The organism is Sulfitobacter sp. R18_1, from assembly GCF_017743915.1.
GTDB lineage: Bacteria > Pseudomonadota > Alphaproteobacteria > Rhodobacterales > Rhodobacteraceae > Sulfitobacter > Sulfitobacter faviae.
In genome coordinates this window covers 40,126-52,729 of sequence record NZ_JAGHRG010000001.1, presented here as the reverse complement: position 1 = coordinate 52,729, position 12,604 = coordinate 40,126, and the positions used below count along the sequence as shown (strand labels likewise).

Annotated in this window: 20 protein-coding genes; 5 read left to right on the top strand and 15 right to left on the bottom strand. The window is 49.9% G+C overall.

Annotation, left to right across the window (positions count from 1 at the left end; all coding sequences use genetic code 11):
- Nucleotides 1-825 precede the first annotated feature (825 nt).
- From J7392_RS00330 to J7392_RS00315, 4 genes are read right to left on the bottom strand one after another with little or no spacing between them, the layout of a single operon-like run.
- Entirely contained in the window at nt 826-1,017 is a 192-nt protein-coding gene (locus J7392_RS00330) for a hypothetical protein (RefSeq protein ID WP_209215586.1), read from the bottom strand.
- Nucleotides 1,018-1,029: 12 nt separating this feature from the next.
- The gene (locus tag J7392_RS00325; protein WP_209215584.1) at nt 1,030-1,257 is read right to left on the bottom strand and encodes a hypothetical protein; all 228 of its coding nucleotides are present in this window, start codon (nt 1,255-1,257) and stop codon (nt 1,030-1,032) included.
- Nucleotides 1,250-1,660, bottom strand: coding sequence for a hypothetical protein (locus J7392_RS00320; protein WP_209215582.1), 411 nt, complete (start codon nt 1,658-1,660; stop codon nt 1,250-1,252). The genes J7392_RS00325 and J7392_RS00320 overlap by 8 nt, the downstream gene beginning before the upstream one ends.
- A 32-nt stretch (nt 1,661-1,692) precedes the next feature.
- Nucleotides 1,693-2,073: a Lar family restriction alleviation protein gene (locus J7392_RS00315; RefSeq protein ID WP_209215581.1), complete on the bottom strand. Its 381-nt coding sequence runs from the start codon at nt 2,071-2,073 to the stop codon at nt 1,693-1,695.
- Between the two features lie 201 nt (nt 2,074-2,274).
- Between J7392_RS00315 and J7392_RS00310 the strand changes: the two genes are divergently transcribed.
- From J7392_RS00310 to J7392_RS00290, 5 genes are read left to right on the top strand one after another with little or no spacing between them, the layout of a single operon-like run.
- Nucleotides 2,275-2,613 carry a hypothetical protein gene (locus J7392_RS00310; RefSeq protein ID WP_209215580.1) on the top strand — a complete coding sequence of 113 codons (339 nt, stop codon included), beginning with the start codon at nt 2,275-2,277 and terminating at the stop codon, nt 2,611-2,613.
- A 58-nt stretch (nt 2,614-2,671) separates the two neighbouring features.
- On the top strand, nt 2,672-4,156 hold the full coding sequence (locus J7392_RS00305) for an FAD-binding protein (RefSeq protein WP_209215579.1): 1,485 nt from the start codon (nt 2,672-2,674) through the stop codon (nt 4,154-4,156).
- A complete protein-coding gene (locus J7392_RS00300) occupies nt 4,153-4,569 on the top strand; it encodes a hypothetical protein (RefSeq protein ID WP_348540681.1) in 417 nt (138 codons plus the stop codon). The genes J7392_RS00305 and J7392_RS00300 overlap by 4 nt, the downstream gene beginning before the upstream one ends.
- Entirely contained in the window at nt 4,566-5,609 is a 1,044-nt protein-coding gene (locus tag J7392_RS00295; RefSeq protein WP_209215578.1) for a hypothetical protein, read from the top strand. The genes J7392_RS00300 and J7392_RS00295 overlap by 4 nt, the downstream gene beginning before the upstream one ends.
- Nucleotides 5,599-5,886: a hypothetical protein gene (locus tag J7392_RS00290; RefSeq protein WP_209215577.1), complete on the top strand. Its 288-nt coding sequence runs from the start codon at nt 5,599-5,601 to the stop codon at nt 5,884-5,886. Before J7392_RS00295 ends, J7392_RS00290 begins: the two co-directional genes overlap by 11 nt.
- Here the strand turns inward: J7392_RS00290 and J7392_RS00285 are convergent.
- The 11 genes from J7392_RS00285 to J7392_RS00235 all read right to left on the bottom strand — a co-directional run bounded on the left by J7392_RS00285 (nt 5,883) and on the right by J7392_RS00235 (nt 12,547).
- Nucleotides 5,883-6,353, bottom strand: coding sequence for a protein-disulfide reductase DsbD domain-containing protein (locus J7392_RS00285; RefSeq protein WP_209215576.1), 471 nt, complete (start codon nt 6,351-6,353; stop codon nt 5,883-5,885). The two genes, J7392_RS00290 and J7392_RS00285, sit on opposite strands and share 4 nt — an antisense overlap.
- Nucleotides 6,354-6,818: 465 nt before the next feature.
- The gene (locus tag J7392_RS00280; protein WP_209215575.1) at nt 6,819-7,112 is read right to left on the bottom strand and encodes a hypothetical protein; all 294 of its coding nucleotides are present in this window, start codon (nt 7,110-7,112) and stop codon (nt 6,819-6,821) included.
- 109 nt (nt 7,113-7,221) lie between these two features.
- A complete protein-coding gene (locus J7392_RS00275) occupies nt 7,222-7,650 on the bottom strand; it encodes a hypothetical protein (RefSeq protein WP_209215573.1) in 429 nt (142 codons plus the stop codon).
- A gap of 61 nt (nt 7,651-7,711) precedes the next feature.
- Nucleotides 7,712-8,179 carry a hypothetical protein gene (locus tag J7392_RS00270; protein ID WP_209215571.1) on the bottom strand — a complete coding sequence of 156 codons (468 nt, stop codon included), beginning with the start codon at nt 8,177-8,179 and terminating at the stop codon, nt 7,712-7,714.
- Nucleotides 8,180-8,270: 91 nt separating this feature from the next.
- Nucleotides 8,271-9,158 carry a hypothetical protein gene (locus J7392_RS00265; protein WP_209215569.1) on the bottom strand — a complete coding sequence of 296 codons (888 nt, stop codon included), beginning with the start codon at nt 9,156-9,158 and terminating at the stop codon, nt 8,271-8,273.
- 459 nt (nt 9,159-9,617) lie between these two features.
- Entirely contained in the window at nt 9,618-9,815 is a 198-nt protein-coding gene (locus J7392_RS00260; RefSeq protein ID WP_209215567.1) for a hypothetical protein, read from the bottom strand.
- Between the two features lie 59 nt (nt 9,816-9,874).
- The gene (locus J7392_RS00255) at nt 9,875-10,264 is read right to left on the bottom strand and encodes a hypothetical protein (protein WP_209215565.1); all 390 of its coding nucleotides are present in this window, start codon (nt 10,262-10,264) and stop codon (nt 9,875-9,877) included.
- 60 nt (nt 10,265-10,324) lie between these two features.
- Nucleotides 10,325-10,885, bottom strand: coding sequence for a hypothetical protein (locus J7392_RS00250; protein ID WP_209215563.1), 561 nt, complete (start codon nt 10,883-10,885; stop codon nt 10,325-10,327).
- An 18-nt stretch (nt 10,886-10,903) separates the two neighbouring features.
- Entirely contained in the window at nt 10,904-11,536 is a 633-nt protein-coding gene (locus tag J7392_RS00245) for an RNA ligase family protein (RefSeq protein WP_209215562.1), read from the bottom strand.
- A gap of 92 nt (nt 11,537-11,628) precedes the next feature.
- Nucleotides 11,629-12,135 carry a hypothetical protein gene (locus J7392_RS00240; protein WP_209215561.1) on the bottom strand — a complete coding sequence of 169 codons (507 nt, stop codon included), beginning with the start codon at nt 12,133-12,135 and terminating at the stop codon, nt 11,629-11,631.
- Complete coding sequence (locus J7392_RS00235) at nt 12,128-12,547, bottom strand: hypothetical protein (protein WP_209215560.1); 420 nt, start codon at nt 12,545-12,547, stop codon at nt 12,128-12,130. Before J7392_RS00235 ends, J7392_RS00240 begins: the two co-directional genes overlap by 8 nt.
- Nucleotides 12,548-12,604 lie beyond the last annotated feature (57 nt).

The following is a 12,604-nucleotide window of genomic DNA, read 5'->3' as shown; positions in this document are numbered from 1 at the left end:
CGAAGCGGAGGCCGTTTGGGATCTGTAGTAGCCACCCATAGTTTGGATGGCTGGAACTCGACGAATACGGAACAGCAATGGCACCCTTCCTTTAGTAGCCACCAACTATTTTGATGGCTGATCACGACGCATCAGCATGCGTAGCTGTTCCCAACTGTAGTAGCCATCCATTCCTAGGGTGGCTGTTTCATTCACGAAGGCAGAAGCCAAGCGCCGATACCTTTAGTAACCACCCCAAGGATGGCTGCATCTCTCTCAATACTAGGGCGTCTTTCCTTCCAACCTGTAGTAACCACCCTTATTCAGGATGGCTGCATCACCAGCCATGCGCAGTATAATCAACTTTCTCCTTTAGTAGCCACCCACAATCAGAGTGGCTGCATCCAAGTCCTTGCACGTCATTCAAAGTAATAGACCTGTAGTAGCTACCAATATTGTGGTAGCTGAATATACCCACCGCAGGCGCAGCGCAGCTGCTCCTCTGTAGTAACCACCCATAATCCTGGTAGCTGCACATAGTGTTTGTGTAAGCGGCATCATCACGTTTCTCTAGTAGCCACCGAATATCTGGTTAGCTGCACTTGCATCTATAATGCTTCGGTCGGCAGTCCTACCTGTAGTAGCCACCCATAGGGATGGCTGCACCGCCGTAACTCACTGCATATCGGGCTTCCCCCCTGTAGTAGCCACCCATATTCATGGTGGCTGCATCCGATCATTCTCTATCGCTTTGAATCCAAATATTAAATTCGCACAATGATCCTTCAAAATTAGTCCGCATAGCAGTCATCTTTCATGACAAAACTGGTTTTCTCACAACCGGCACTAAAGGTTTCCCGCAAGCTTGTTGTAGCGATCAAGCCAGAACTGAGCCTTCCGATAGTGTTCTTCGGCCTTCTCCGTACTGCCGCGTTCTGATAGCTCATTAGCCGAAGCAAGCCACTGAGAAGCTCTGATCTCGGCGTCTAAAGCCTTGTCCTTCGTGGTCGGAAGTACGTCTGGCGACTTACTGGCCATAAATGGTTCCCTTCACCTTTGTTCTAAACGACTTCTACAAGTTGGATCGAACACACCGGCAAGGTGGATCATGCGATCTGCTTCGAGGCAAACATCGCGGTAGTCATCGTGCTCCTTCACGGCCGCGTCGTAGGCAGCTTTATTTTCCTCGGTCGGGGTCTTCAGCCACGCCATCTTGGCTTTGCCGCTTTTGGCTGCAAGCTGAAACAGGGTTTTCCATGATGTGACGACTTCAACCATTCTTGCGATCTCCTTCAATGACTTTCATTCCTGCGAGTGGATCTCTGGGGTCAACTACGCACATGTCTCGGCCAGTATAGAGACCTAGGCTTCTGCAAGTGAAGTCGCCTTCACCATTTGTATCGCACCATCCGCTATCTTCTAATTTTCGATTATGATCCCCAAACGAAGTGTAGTCGAGCTCTACCATTGAGATGGGTCGACTGTAATCGCCAGCTTTGACGTCAGGCTGCAAGAATGTGATTGCATTACAGATGCGAGCTTTCATCCCCGTCTTTCCATAACCGATGTTGGAATCGATGCAGTCCTCATGGTTGACGATCTCGACTGTCTTGCCGATGAGGCTTTCAATAGATAAACGCTGGTTTACCGCATCCAGACCATTTCTGTATCTTGGTTCCATTCGTCGAATTCCTTCTAGAAATCAATTGTGGTTCAGGATCGATTATTCCATGAGGCAACGGCGCTTTCGATGCGGCCGGTCCGGTCATTGATGCTGGTATCGTAGTAGGTCTGAATGTACCGCTTGCTGGCACAGGTGCACCGGAAGCCAAAGGCGTCGCCTGCACGCTCAACAAACTCAGGCGCCGAGCCGCAGAAAGGGCATCCCTCGATTTCATATTCCTGGTCGTCGATCATCACAGTCGTGGTCGACTTCACCTCTGGCTCTTTGGCGTCGAACAACACGCTCTCCGCCTGCGCCAGCGCACTTGGCAATGTCGGGTGATGGGTGTCACCTTCAGAAATCTGCCATTTCGCATAGCTAGTCAGGGAAGAAAGCGCCTTAAGGGATCGATCAAGAAGGTTTTTCGTCATACTGCTGCCGCTCGCGTCCAAGGGCCACATTTTGTACGGTACGGAACGTCCATACCCTTGCTATCAGCGGCCATAAAGATAAATCCAATGATATTATTCATGAGATCTTTCTAGCAGTGTGTTTGTGCTTGCGCAAGCCAATATATACATGCACTATAGAACATATATTCTTAGCTATAATTTTCAGGTAGAGGTTTACTCATGGATACAACGGAAGTCGCGAACATCGCAATGCGCTCGCTGGACCACAAAGCAGCAGCCACACGCGCCATCCACGCAGGACTGGCCAAGGCAGCCATGCGCATGCCCAGCGCAGAGATCATGGGGATCGAGCTGGAGAGCGCTCAGTTCGATGAGGATAGCCAGAAATTCCAGTTCGATTTCAACCTGAACCTGGGATACTCGGCTGACCTTTTGTTCGAAGAATACACCATCGAAGACTTCCAGAAGTCAGAGGCTATCGCCACGATCATCTCCGACCGGGTCTTCATCGCGGTGCGTGACAACGAGTTCGCTCCTGATGCCGCTTACGCCCCCTAAAGCGCTTTTAATATCGTCGCCTTAAATTATCCTGGTATAGCGCTGGGAGGTTACGGGCATGGGAAAGATCACAAGACGAACAGCATTGTTCGGTGGTGGAGCCGCTCTCGGCGCATGGGGCGTCTTCAAGCTACCTAATCCTGCTCCGGATATGACCGGGGCAGGTACGCTCTCCCAAAAAACGTCGCCTTCCTTCCTGAATGATGCCAGTGGTCTCAGCCACACTCCTGTATCCAAACATATTATCGTAGAAGCCAACACCAAAGAGCGGCTGGTCTCTAGGCTTCGACAAGAGATGACAGAGGCAAGGTTTGAGGGCAGACCTATGAACGTGGGAGCCGCTCGACACTCTATGGGCGGTCATGCCATTCCCCGGGACGGGACCGCGATCACGATCTCTAGTGACGACATCGCCGTCGATACCGCGCAATCCCGAATGAGGGTGTCTTCTGGGGTCACTTGGGCCCAGGTCATCAGTCGTGTGGATCCCCTAGGGCTTAGCCCGATGGTCATGCAGTCAAACAACGACTTTGGAGTAGGGGCTACCTTTTGTGTGAACGCGCATGGATGGCCAGTAAAGAAGGGCCCCATGGGAAGCACAGTTCGATCCTGTGAAATTATGATGCCAAGCGGTGACCTGATCACGTGCTCCCGCGATAAAAACTTTGATCTCTTCCAAATGGCGATGGGTGGCTACGGCCTGATCGGCATCATCACCGAGCTGGAAGTCGACTTAGCCAAAAACCAGATGCTTGAGCCTACCTTTGAGAAGGTATCATCGAAGGACTTCGGCAACCGGTTCGTGGAAGCTCTCAATGAAGAGGGGGTCACCATGGCCTACGGCCGTGCCAATGTGGATAGAGGGAACTTCATGAAGGATGCTCTCGTCATCACATATCGGCCGAGTGCTGACCAAAGCAATATTCCGGCTGCCAGCGGCTCCGGCATGATGTCTCATCTTTCAAGCCACATCTATCGTGCCCAGCTCGGTAATGAGAGGATGAAGAAGCTGCGTTGGAAAATGGAAGCTGACCTCAACCCCATGCTTGCAGGGGCATCTACCCGCAACAGTTTGATTAACGAGCCGGTCGCAACACTTGATGATCGCGATCCGCTTAGAACCGATATCCTGCATGAGTATTTCGTGGCACCAAATCGCTTTGCTGACTTTGTGGATGTCTGCCGCCAGGTCATCCCTGCGTCCTACCAAGAATTTCTGAATGTGACCCTGCGGTTTGTGGATAGGGATCCCGAAAGCTTGCTGTCCTATGCCCCGGTACCGCGCATCGCTGCCGTTATGTCGTTTAGCCAAGAGATGACCTCTAGAGGTGAAGCGGACATGACACGCATGACCCGGGAACTCATAGATGGCGTCTTAAGTATTGGAGGAAGCTACTACCTGCCGTATCGTCCCCATGCCACTTTGGAGCAATTGTTATTAGCCTATCCGCGTGCGGAGGAGTTCGTTTTAAAGAAGAGACAGTTAGATCCCAAGTTGATTTACCAAAACGGGTTCTGGAATAATTATTTGGATAAGCTATGAAAAATATGAAAACGATACAGAAGATAGCTTTAGTATACTTCATCATACTTTTGGGTGCAGCGCTGCTGAATTACATCCCGGGCATCACAGACGCTGAGGGTTTGGCTTTCGGAATATTTGCTCTCGATCCATATGATGACGCACTTCACTTGGCTTCTGCCCTATGGGCTTTGGCAGCCGGTCTGCTGGGAGTAAGGGCTTCCAAATTCTTCTTGATCGTCTTCGGTGCACTTTATCTGGGTGACGGCGTGATCGGATACATCACTGGATACGGCTACCTGGATCTCGGAGTCTTCACGAACAAAATGGAAGGCCTGTCCTTCACCGTTTTCAGAGCACTTGCCAACCTGCCTCACATAGCTCTTGGGGTCGTCGCGTTCTATACCGGTCTTCGCTTCGGCAGTGATGAATGAAGAGGTTCCTGAAATGGGCCGCGCTGGGCAGCACCGCTATGGTGTTAGCCCTCTTGGCGCCACTTGGTTATGTGGAGACCTCATGTCGTCCTTCGATTGATAAGGATGACTACAAATCCATCCTGCCTGATGACAAACATCGGGATGAGGGTCGGACACTGATGACCTATCCTGAATGGCACATCGTGCATGCTTATGAAGAATACGCTGAGGTGGTCCGTACGGGCGATCCGCACGATTTCTCCTACCTGTCTGCCATATCAGGGTTTTGGGGCTCCCTATGCGGCTTATCGGAAGCCTCAGGGTCCCATGGAGGTTTCTCCGGGGACATTAAAACAACGATCTACACGATTGGGGTAAGCTTCACAGCAGAGATGCTGGCGAAGGCTGCCTATGAAGAGACCGTGGGGAGGGTAGCCACGATCATTCGGGGTGAGGGACCTTCAGTGCTGGATAGGGTCTCCGCACGCCAGGCTTTAGAATACAGTCAGTTTCTTAGGCAGGTGCCTTGGTACCAATGGGACTTCGATAAAGACAAATCAGAGCTGAAGGCAGCCTCCACCGATAGCTTCAGAGATCGAGAGCGTCGTTTTGCGCTGTGCATCGAATACGGAGTGAAAGCTGGCTATGCAAAGGTCATCGAAAGCGCGGTCGGAACCATGGCGCCGGATGCGTTGCGTCTGAATATGGTGGTGACCGGTATCAGTGAGCAGGATCTGGTCGACTTCCCTGAAACAGGTTTCATTGAAAGCCACCAATCAGGGATCGAGATCGAAACACCGAGGTATCGCGCACTAACCCACCTTTTGAAGAATATGGCCGACCAAGGTGTAGATTTCATCGAGATCGCAGGGAATGACGACATACTCCTGACGGTGCTTTCTGAAGGGGCAGACCTAGAGGGATCTGTTGTCAGTGTTCGTCGACAAGGCTTTGAGGATTACCGACACCTAGTACTAACAAAAGTGCCTGACCTTTCGGACTTGCTGCGTGGCTTGGAAGCTAAGGGCCTCACCCTGGAACACATCCATGACTATTAGGGGATGGCTTGGTGGTCTAGCTTTGGTGATCTTTTCCTGGATTGCCCTTCTGGCGACCGTCACGATCATGTCTGATCAACAAGAAGATCTTCTCTTCATATTTCCTGCACAAAGCGTACTTAGAGAACTTCCCGAAGGTGTTGCGGTAACAGACAAAGGGAAGTTCTGGATGACAGTAAAAAGCGAAGAGACCGGTGTCGCTTTGGAGGCTTACAAGGCGGGCACCTTACTCGTTCTCCCCGCCGGGTTGGCCGGGTGCTTTGCGTTCCTTGACTAGAGTTCCACTTTTACAGGTAGGTTCTCTTTCATACAGACATTGGAGCAAAAGAATATCTCTAGTTCGAACTCCAACTCCTCTGGGACGTCATCATAATTTTCAAAGGTCACCGAAACAGGAATTAGAACTTGATCTCGATATACCTTGATCTGTTCGCCATAGTAGTCCCGCTCAATGTACGGAGGCCAATCGATATCATAGAAGGAAACTTTGTCTTCCAGTTCTTCCGGCCACAGAAGTTTCATGTGAGTGTCATATTTTTCTGATGACTTATAGTAAGTCTGCCATTCTGACTTCAGCCTGACATCTATGAACAAAGACGCGATGCCGTCAGAGGCGCCAAGAGAGGAAACCGAAACAACCCCCGCGTTCACATTGTGGACTGTATTCGCACTGCACACTGTGGCAAAAAAAACAGCAGAAGTGAAAAATATCCAAGAAAATAGTCGTTTTATGATAGCATTCATTTGGAATTTCCTGTTCTCTTTGTTGTAAGATAGCACTCCTTCCAAGCAGAACAGTTTAAAGTAACCAGAACGTGAGAGTACGATCACATCATGTTTAACCCACACTCCAGGAGAGAGGGCACTATGGCGATCCGGTACCCCAAATTTCACGATGTCAGACCAGCACCGCTCTAATAAGCGACAAACAATCGAACGCTTTTATCGACTAAAAGAAGTGCTATATGAAATGTCCAAGTCTTTGAATTTGGATAAGGCTTCTGACCGTGATCTTTGGATCTACTACGCGTTATTTGAGTTATCGAAAGAGGTTGATGGTAGGGCCATCACAGCGCAAATGGTTTCTGAACATCCCAGATGCGTGTCATTATCGTCAGCCACCCTGTATAGATCGCTGACGTTTTTGTGTGAGCAGGACGCCATCAAATGCACAGATTCCCATCCAAAGCATTACTGGATCGATGGCGTTTAGCGCCCTGGCGCCGGGCTGACAGGCGGGGTGTAAGAACCGATGTCGTGTCCATCCACGTGCGCATAGACTTCAGTAATCTCGTCGCTTCCGGGCTCAAACCTTACGATGGCGTGGCCGAGTTTTGATCGTTCGCTGTTCTCTTCGTCTTCAAAGTAGACATTGGCGATGCGCTCGCGGCCTTCGTTCTCATAGACCTGCCAATCGATAGCAGCCACGACTTCACCATCGAAATCATAGTTTTCGCATACTGCTTCATTCGCCTTTTCGTATCTGATCTGTTCAAGTGTCATATTTCTTGCCTCTAGAGTTCAAGAAGCAATCTACGATCCTTCCTTGCAAAAAGAAAACAGGCCACCAAAATAGGATGACCTGTCTCCAATCTTTGCAATCTTGTCTGACTTAGAAGCCTGGAGCCGGTGCTTCGGGCTCATCGCTCACTTCAGCTGATGGCTTCACCATGTCCTTGATCATGTCCGTCATCATCAACAAGGCCTTCTTGTCGCGCTCAGGGTCATCCAAGGCAGGTAGATCATCGCTGAGTACGAGCTGGTACATGACAGTCTTCCAGATCTCCGGCAGTGCCTTATTTCGCAGCTCTACATCAGAGCGAAGCTCAGGAACATAAAGTGAGGCCACTGCAAAAATAGCAGGGATCAGTGTTTTGTCACGAAACTCATCCAGGCTTTTGTCGTGGGCTTTTCCCTTCGTCGCATCAAAGTCCATAAAGACCTTACGAGCTAGGTAATCATGGGCCTGCTCAGGCTCCATGCAGTGGAGTAGGGACGCGTCATCTTGGAGTTGACCCCATGTCATGTCTTCTAATGGCATACTCAAATATCCTTCTTTGTTCTCTGGCTAGATGCGAGCGAAATCTGCACACTTCAAGCGGTCAGAGGAGCATCTCTTTAATGCGGCTATCGAGATCATCCTGACACAACTGAAAAGCTTCCTCAGGCGTCTCAATAGAAGAGCCCACAATGAAGGATCCTGATAAAGCGGTTGCCAGATATCTGTCGTGCCATGATTTCTGTACGATGTACGTGCCAAACGACGTCAGCCCACCCCAGTGCTCATGCTTCCAGTTTGGAAGCTCCGACATCCAGCCCTTCCGCCATTCGATGGGCTTAGAGAGAGTGGATGTCACATTCGTTTCAGCAGACGGATGGCTGTACGTTGCGGCCGCCTCGTCTTGAAGTTTGTGAATGCGCTCAGTCCATTCTTTCATGACTTCACCGGGGATCAGATCGGCCGACATGGATGCAACCCCGATCATCAGATTATGAAGCGTCTGCATCTGAACGGCCTGTCGAGTGCAGGGCCCAATAGCACTGGATTTACTGGAAACGGTCTCAGACATTATTTGGCTCCATGATTTATACATGAACATATCATGGGTATTCATAGGTGGCAAAGACTTATTCGAAATAAGTCTTCATTTTGGCTTTGAATCAGGGGCCGGACGGTCCTTGCGCTCCTGTTTCGTACGGATTTGGCTCATAATTAGACTTAAGGTCTTTTTCTGAAATCCGGGGTCGAAGAATTCCTCTGCAAGCCTCCGTGAGTTCTGCAACTTCCTCAGCGTGATCTTCTGATCGCAGCATCTTCATGACCCTCGAGCGCTCTTTCATAAACCAAGAAGCATCAAAATTGGCTGTTTCGGGAAGCGTCATGTGGCGATCCGCAAATGCCATCTCGACAACTGTGGAAAGGCGAGCTTCGAAATCAGGTTGGAAGAAAACCACTTCATCCGGTTGCCCCATCTTATAGCTCGTATCCATCGAATTATGAATGACGCAGGTAAACCCAGCGTACGCAGGTCGCCACTTGGAATCCTTCAAAAGCTTTTCCCAGGTTTCTCCGCGCTCGCGCCACTCATCATCACTTACATCATCAGGATGATCGCAATTATCCCAGTATGAGTAGTCGGAGACATCGCGCTCAGAGGAAACCCACGCTTCTCTCCAATCACTCTGATCGGTTCTGATAACCCCGTAGAACGCACCGTCATTATAGATCAGATCGACTTCAAAATCGAAATCCATTTCGATGTTTCTGTAACCATTCTTCTGATCTTCCCGTGCCTGATCACGCATCTCTTTGCGGATGACGAAAAGGGGGCTGACACTATCCTTGAGGGTCTCAATAGGCAGATCAGGCGTAAGCGCTGACCGCACATCTGCTTTATCGATAGCCGTTACTACCCTTAGTGCAAGACGTTTATTTGCCTTCTCCAGAGCCAGCGCACCAATACGAGATCGCCAGTTGTTCACGTAGGCCTGAACATCACCGAAGTTCGAGGTGTTGAACTTAAAACCTGAGTATATCTTGATGCTCATCGGAGGCTTCCTTGTTTGTCATGATGGCTATATACCGTCAACCCAAGCAAAGTACTCGGGATCATTGCAGTTCTTCGCAAGCTTGATAACGAAATCCTGGTCTTTCATAATTTCGATCACCCGGCCGAGCTTGGGCGGATAAGAGGTCAGGTTCGCCGTGCGACCTGCGGAGATGTCGTCGTTGAGGGCCTCAGAGAGACCGCATAGTTCCCTCGTCATCTTTCCATGGACACTGGCTCCAAGGGCACTGCCGCCATGGACAATCACCCCAAGGGCAAGCCATGAGGCGATCCCAATCTCTTTTCAATATATCAGACACTCCAACCCTCCTTTTTTGCTTCATGGTCGCTTAAAGCATTGCGAGCGATATTGTAGTGCGCCCTAGACATTCTTCGGGCTTCATCCGCCAGCCTCTGCAAATACCACTTCTTGACGCGCCACATCATGCCTCTCACTCATTTATGAATTGTTCGTTTCACGCAGACCATTAATTGCCGCATGTACGTTCATGTGCTGCGATGTCCCGTCTGCAACAGACAGCTTGCCGCTGCGCCAATTGTAAGCGACCACGCCCGCATCACTGCCCGGCAATCGGTTTACTGTGATGTGATATTCGACTCGCTCAATTGTTGCTCCACGGCGTACATTTGCTATCATCGGCTTCGCTCCCTCTTATTGCACGTTCTGTGAGTTTATCTTCTTACCGAGATTACGTGTCAAAATCTGGACCGGAGAAGTGGTAAGGTTTCGGAGTCCAGAAATTCTTCGAGCTCACGGCAAATCCACGCAATCTCCTTCATGTACTCGGGATCAAATCCATCCGGTGAGCATACAACATCTTTCAGGAGCATGGACATCTTCTTCTCTAGATCAGACATGGATCCACCTTTTGAGATCACGTCGTTTGCTTTTTCAATCACTAGATCTTGAGCCTTAATCTTCCAGACTCCCTTACCTTGTTCGACATGAAGGTGATGGAGCATGCTCATAGACACGGCATCACCCGCCGCTACTTTTTCACTGAACATCTCCGATGTGTGACAAAGGCTATTGTATGCGGTTTCGCGATGCTCTTTCAGGGAAGCCAAATAATCAGTTACGTTCACGATCTTATCCTTTCATAATATTAGTAGCCAGAGCGCCAATGGCACCTGGGGGGTGGTCCGCTAGAACTTTGGTTCCGGCGGCAGGTATTCCTCGAGGTCTTCGTAGATCAGCGAGATCTCCTGCTTGTAGTCGATATTATATTTTTCTGGTGCAGCCGTAACTTCCGTTAGGTGCAGCGCAATAGCATCCAATAAATCATTTACGATCCCATTTTCGGCAATCACTTCGTCCACCTTATTGAGGGTAAAGTCCTCAGCCTGAAGCTTAGTAATCGCCTTGCCTTGGTCGAGGTTCAGGCCTGTCAGCTTACTGAGGGCTTCAGTATCGTTGATCGCGACCTGCTCATCAATCGATTTTGAAATCTCGCACAGTTCCTCGTGGGCCTCTTTGCGATGCCGCTCCTTGATCATCTTCACTAGGTCCATAACAGTCCCAGATGGTTCCATAGGATGCGAGTAGGTTTCGAGTGCATCCATATGGGCTTCATAGACTTCGGGGCGCTCGTCTTGCAGGAAGTCACGCATTTTGCGCACTGCTTCATCCATGGTCTTGCCACGGGTTCTGAACCCACCTGTAACGGTTGCGAGCCACTCGCCATCCAGGTCATGACAATCTAACATCTTACTATCCTTATCAGCTCACATCTTGAATGTGTTTGGGATGATCTCTTGATGCATCCAGTGAGTTTCCGTCTGAACATGACCTTCGCGGACATACTTGCCCATGGAGGTTACCATTTGGTCCTCATGGAAAGCATCCATCACCCGGACAACGAAGCCTTCTTGCTGTTCAAGATCCAGTCCGCTGACAAGCGCATCAATCTGACGGATATCAAACTTTCCGCGCCAGAGAACCGGAACCGGCACGATGCCAAGCTCACTAAACCGCTGCATGGTATCATCCCAGGATTGGATCACCTCATCTTTGATCCAGGCAAACCCCATGAAGAAGTGAGGCAGCCCATCATAGGCAATGGAGTGCTTCGCATAGAGGTACTCGCCCACAATGCGCTCATTGGCCGCCAACATAGGGGAGATGCCCGCTGCGAAGGCCTTCATGCGATCCCGAGAGGGGTGATAGCGTCCGTCGACACTCCGCGCATGGGTGCCACCGTCATAAATAGTGGTGTTTTCGCCATCCATTTTTTCGGTAGCCACCACATCAACGCCGCCGTCCTGCTCGAAAGCAGACAGGGACTTGAGAATCTTGTCATCACTCGTGGCACCAGGTGAGCCTGGTAGATGATATGTGCGCCCGTACTTCTTGCTCATAATTTTGTGCCGGTTAAATGTCCGGTTCCCTAATATATATTTTTACCGGAAATCATACACTTCCGATGCAATCTTAATGTCTTCGTGCCGGTTCAGAGTCCGGTTTGCGGATCATCCAAAGGTGCATATCTTTCGCTAGCTTCTTCCAGATATTCGCAGATGTATTTAGCTGCATCTTCATAGGCGCAATCTGAAATCGTCAGATGAATAGGCTTCTCTTTGTCTGGATGCGTGAGTTCGGCATGCACTTTCACACGTTCAACACCGTTATAGTCAGCACGCCCACCAGGCTCGATTACCGTTTCAATGCGATACCCGCGTTCCATCGCGAGAAGCGCGTAGGCAAAGGTGACATCATCGACATAGCGCAGTTTGGATTGGTCCAGCGGAAGCTTGTCTTCATATCCCGGTAGCAGGTTTGCGAAATCCCCGAGCCCCATCATTCCAAACTTGGTGTTCATCTGTCGGAACATCATTTTGAAGACCGGCCAGTGATGCTCGGGGATCCGCATGTCCAGATAGCGATCTGAATTGGAGCCTGTGGAGGCTACAGCACCATCGGGTTCGTGACCACATGTTGGGCACTTGCTCTCAGGCATGGGATTTCTCCGCATTACGTTTCGCTACAGAGACCTGTTTTTCTAGCTGCTTAATTTTTGCATTCATCGCTACGATAACTTTTGCAGCCTCAGAGTAATCTTCAAAGCTTGCGGTGGCGTCGCGGCTTTCACGACCAGCATCAGCAGCCCATTTGTAGTGCACCATGTCGATTTCAGCAAAATGCGGACTGGATAGATACCCTCCGAGCTTGGCCACTTTTACGCCCTTGTCGGTGATCTTCGTCAGGTAAGCGGAAGTATCGTCTTCTTGGTGAGGATCGCACAACAGTCGGAGTTCGCAGAGGCTAAGAATTGCTTCCTTCTCACTGTCTTCCCGGAAGTACATAGCGTCTTTGTTGACGGTATTCAGCTTGAGAAGGATTTCTCTCTCATCATTTGTCAAAAAACGCATAATCATCTCCAGATAAGCAATACATTTACAAGATTAATAAAGCATATACCTAATGAT

What these genes read in the sequence shown, in the direction of transcription:
- J7392_RS00330 (WP_209215586.1), bottom strand. Translation starts at nt 1,017, where the DNA reads ATGGCCAGTAAGTCGCCAGACGTACTTCCGACCACGAAGGACAAGGCT.
- J7392_RS00325 (WP_209215584.1), bottom strand. Translation starts at nt 1,257, where the DNA reads ATGGTTGAAGTCGTCACATCATGGAAAACCCTGTTTCAGCTTGCAGCC.
- J7392_RS00320 (WP_209215582.1), bottom strand. Translation starts at nt 1,660, where the DNA reads ATGGAACCAAGATACAGAAATGGTCTGGATGCGGTAAACCAGCGTTTA.
- J7392_RS00315 (WP_209215581.1), bottom strand. Translation starts at nt 2,073, where the DNA reads ATGACGAAAAACCTTCTTGATCGATCCCTTAAGGCGCTTTCTTCCCTG.
- J7392_RS00310 (WP_209215580.1), top strand. Translation starts at nt 2,275, where the DNA reads ATGGATACAACGGAAGTCGCGAACATCGCAATGCGCTCGCTGGACCAC.
- J7392_RS00305 (WP_209215579.1), top strand. Translation starts at nt 2,672, where the DNA reads ATGGGAAAGATCACAAGACGAACAGCATTGTTCGGTGGTGGAGCCGCT.
- J7392_RS00300 (WP_348540681.1), top strand. Translation starts at nt 4,153, where the DNA reads ATGAAAAATATGAAAACGATACAGAAGATAGCTTTAGTATACTTCATC.
- J7392_RS00295 (WP_209215578.1), top strand. Translation starts at nt 4,566, where the DNA reads ATGAAGAGGTTCCTGAAATGGGCCGCGCTGGGCAGCACCGCTATGGTG.
- J7392_RS00290 (WP_209215577.1), top strand. Translation starts at nt 5,599, where the DNA reads ATGACTATTAGGGGATGGCTTGGTGGTCTAGCTTTGGTGATCTTTTCC.
- J7392_RS00285 (WP_209215576.1), bottom strand. Translation starts at nt 6,353, where the DNA reads ATGAATGCTATCATAAAACGACTATTTTCTTGGATATTTTTCACTTCT.
- J7392_RS00280 (WP_209215575.1), bottom strand. Translation starts at nt 7,112, where the DNA reads ATGACACTTGAACAGATCAGATACGAAAAGGCGAATGAAGCAGTATGC.
- J7392_RS00275 (WP_209215573.1), bottom strand. Translation starts at nt 7,650, where the DNA reads ATGCCATTAGAAGACATGACATGGGGTCAACTCCAAGATGACGCGTCC.
- J7392_RS00270 (WP_209215571.1), bottom strand. Translation starts at nt 8,179, where the DNA reads ATGTCTGAGACCGTTTCCAGTAAATCCAGTGCTATTGGGCCCTGCACT.
- J7392_RS00265 (WP_209215569.1), bottom strand. Translation starts at nt 9,158, where the DNA reads ATGAGCATCAAGATATACTCAGGTTTTAAGTTCAACACCTCGAACTTC.
- J7392_RS00260 (WP_209215567.1), bottom strand. Translation starts at nt 9,815, where the DNA reads ATGATAGCAAATGTACGCCGTGGAGCAACAATTGAGCGAGTCGAATAT.
- J7392_RS00250 (WP_209215563.1), bottom strand. Translation starts at nt 10,885, where the DNA reads ATGTTAGATTGTCATGACCTGGATGGCGAGTGGCTCGCAACCGTTACA.
- J7392_RS00245 (WP_209215562.1), bottom strand. Translation starts at nt 11,536, where the DNA reads ATGAGCAAGAAGTACGGGCGCACATATCATCTACCAGGCTCACCTGGT.
- J7392_RS00240 (WP_209215561.1), bottom strand. Translation starts at nt 12,135, where the DNA reads ATGCCTGAGAGCAAGTGCCCAACATGTGGTCACGAACCCGATGGTGCT.
- J7392_RS00235 (WP_209215560.1), bottom strand. Translation starts at nt 12,547, where the DNA reads ATGCGTTTTTTGACAAATGATGAGAGAGAAATCCTTCTCAAGCTGAAT.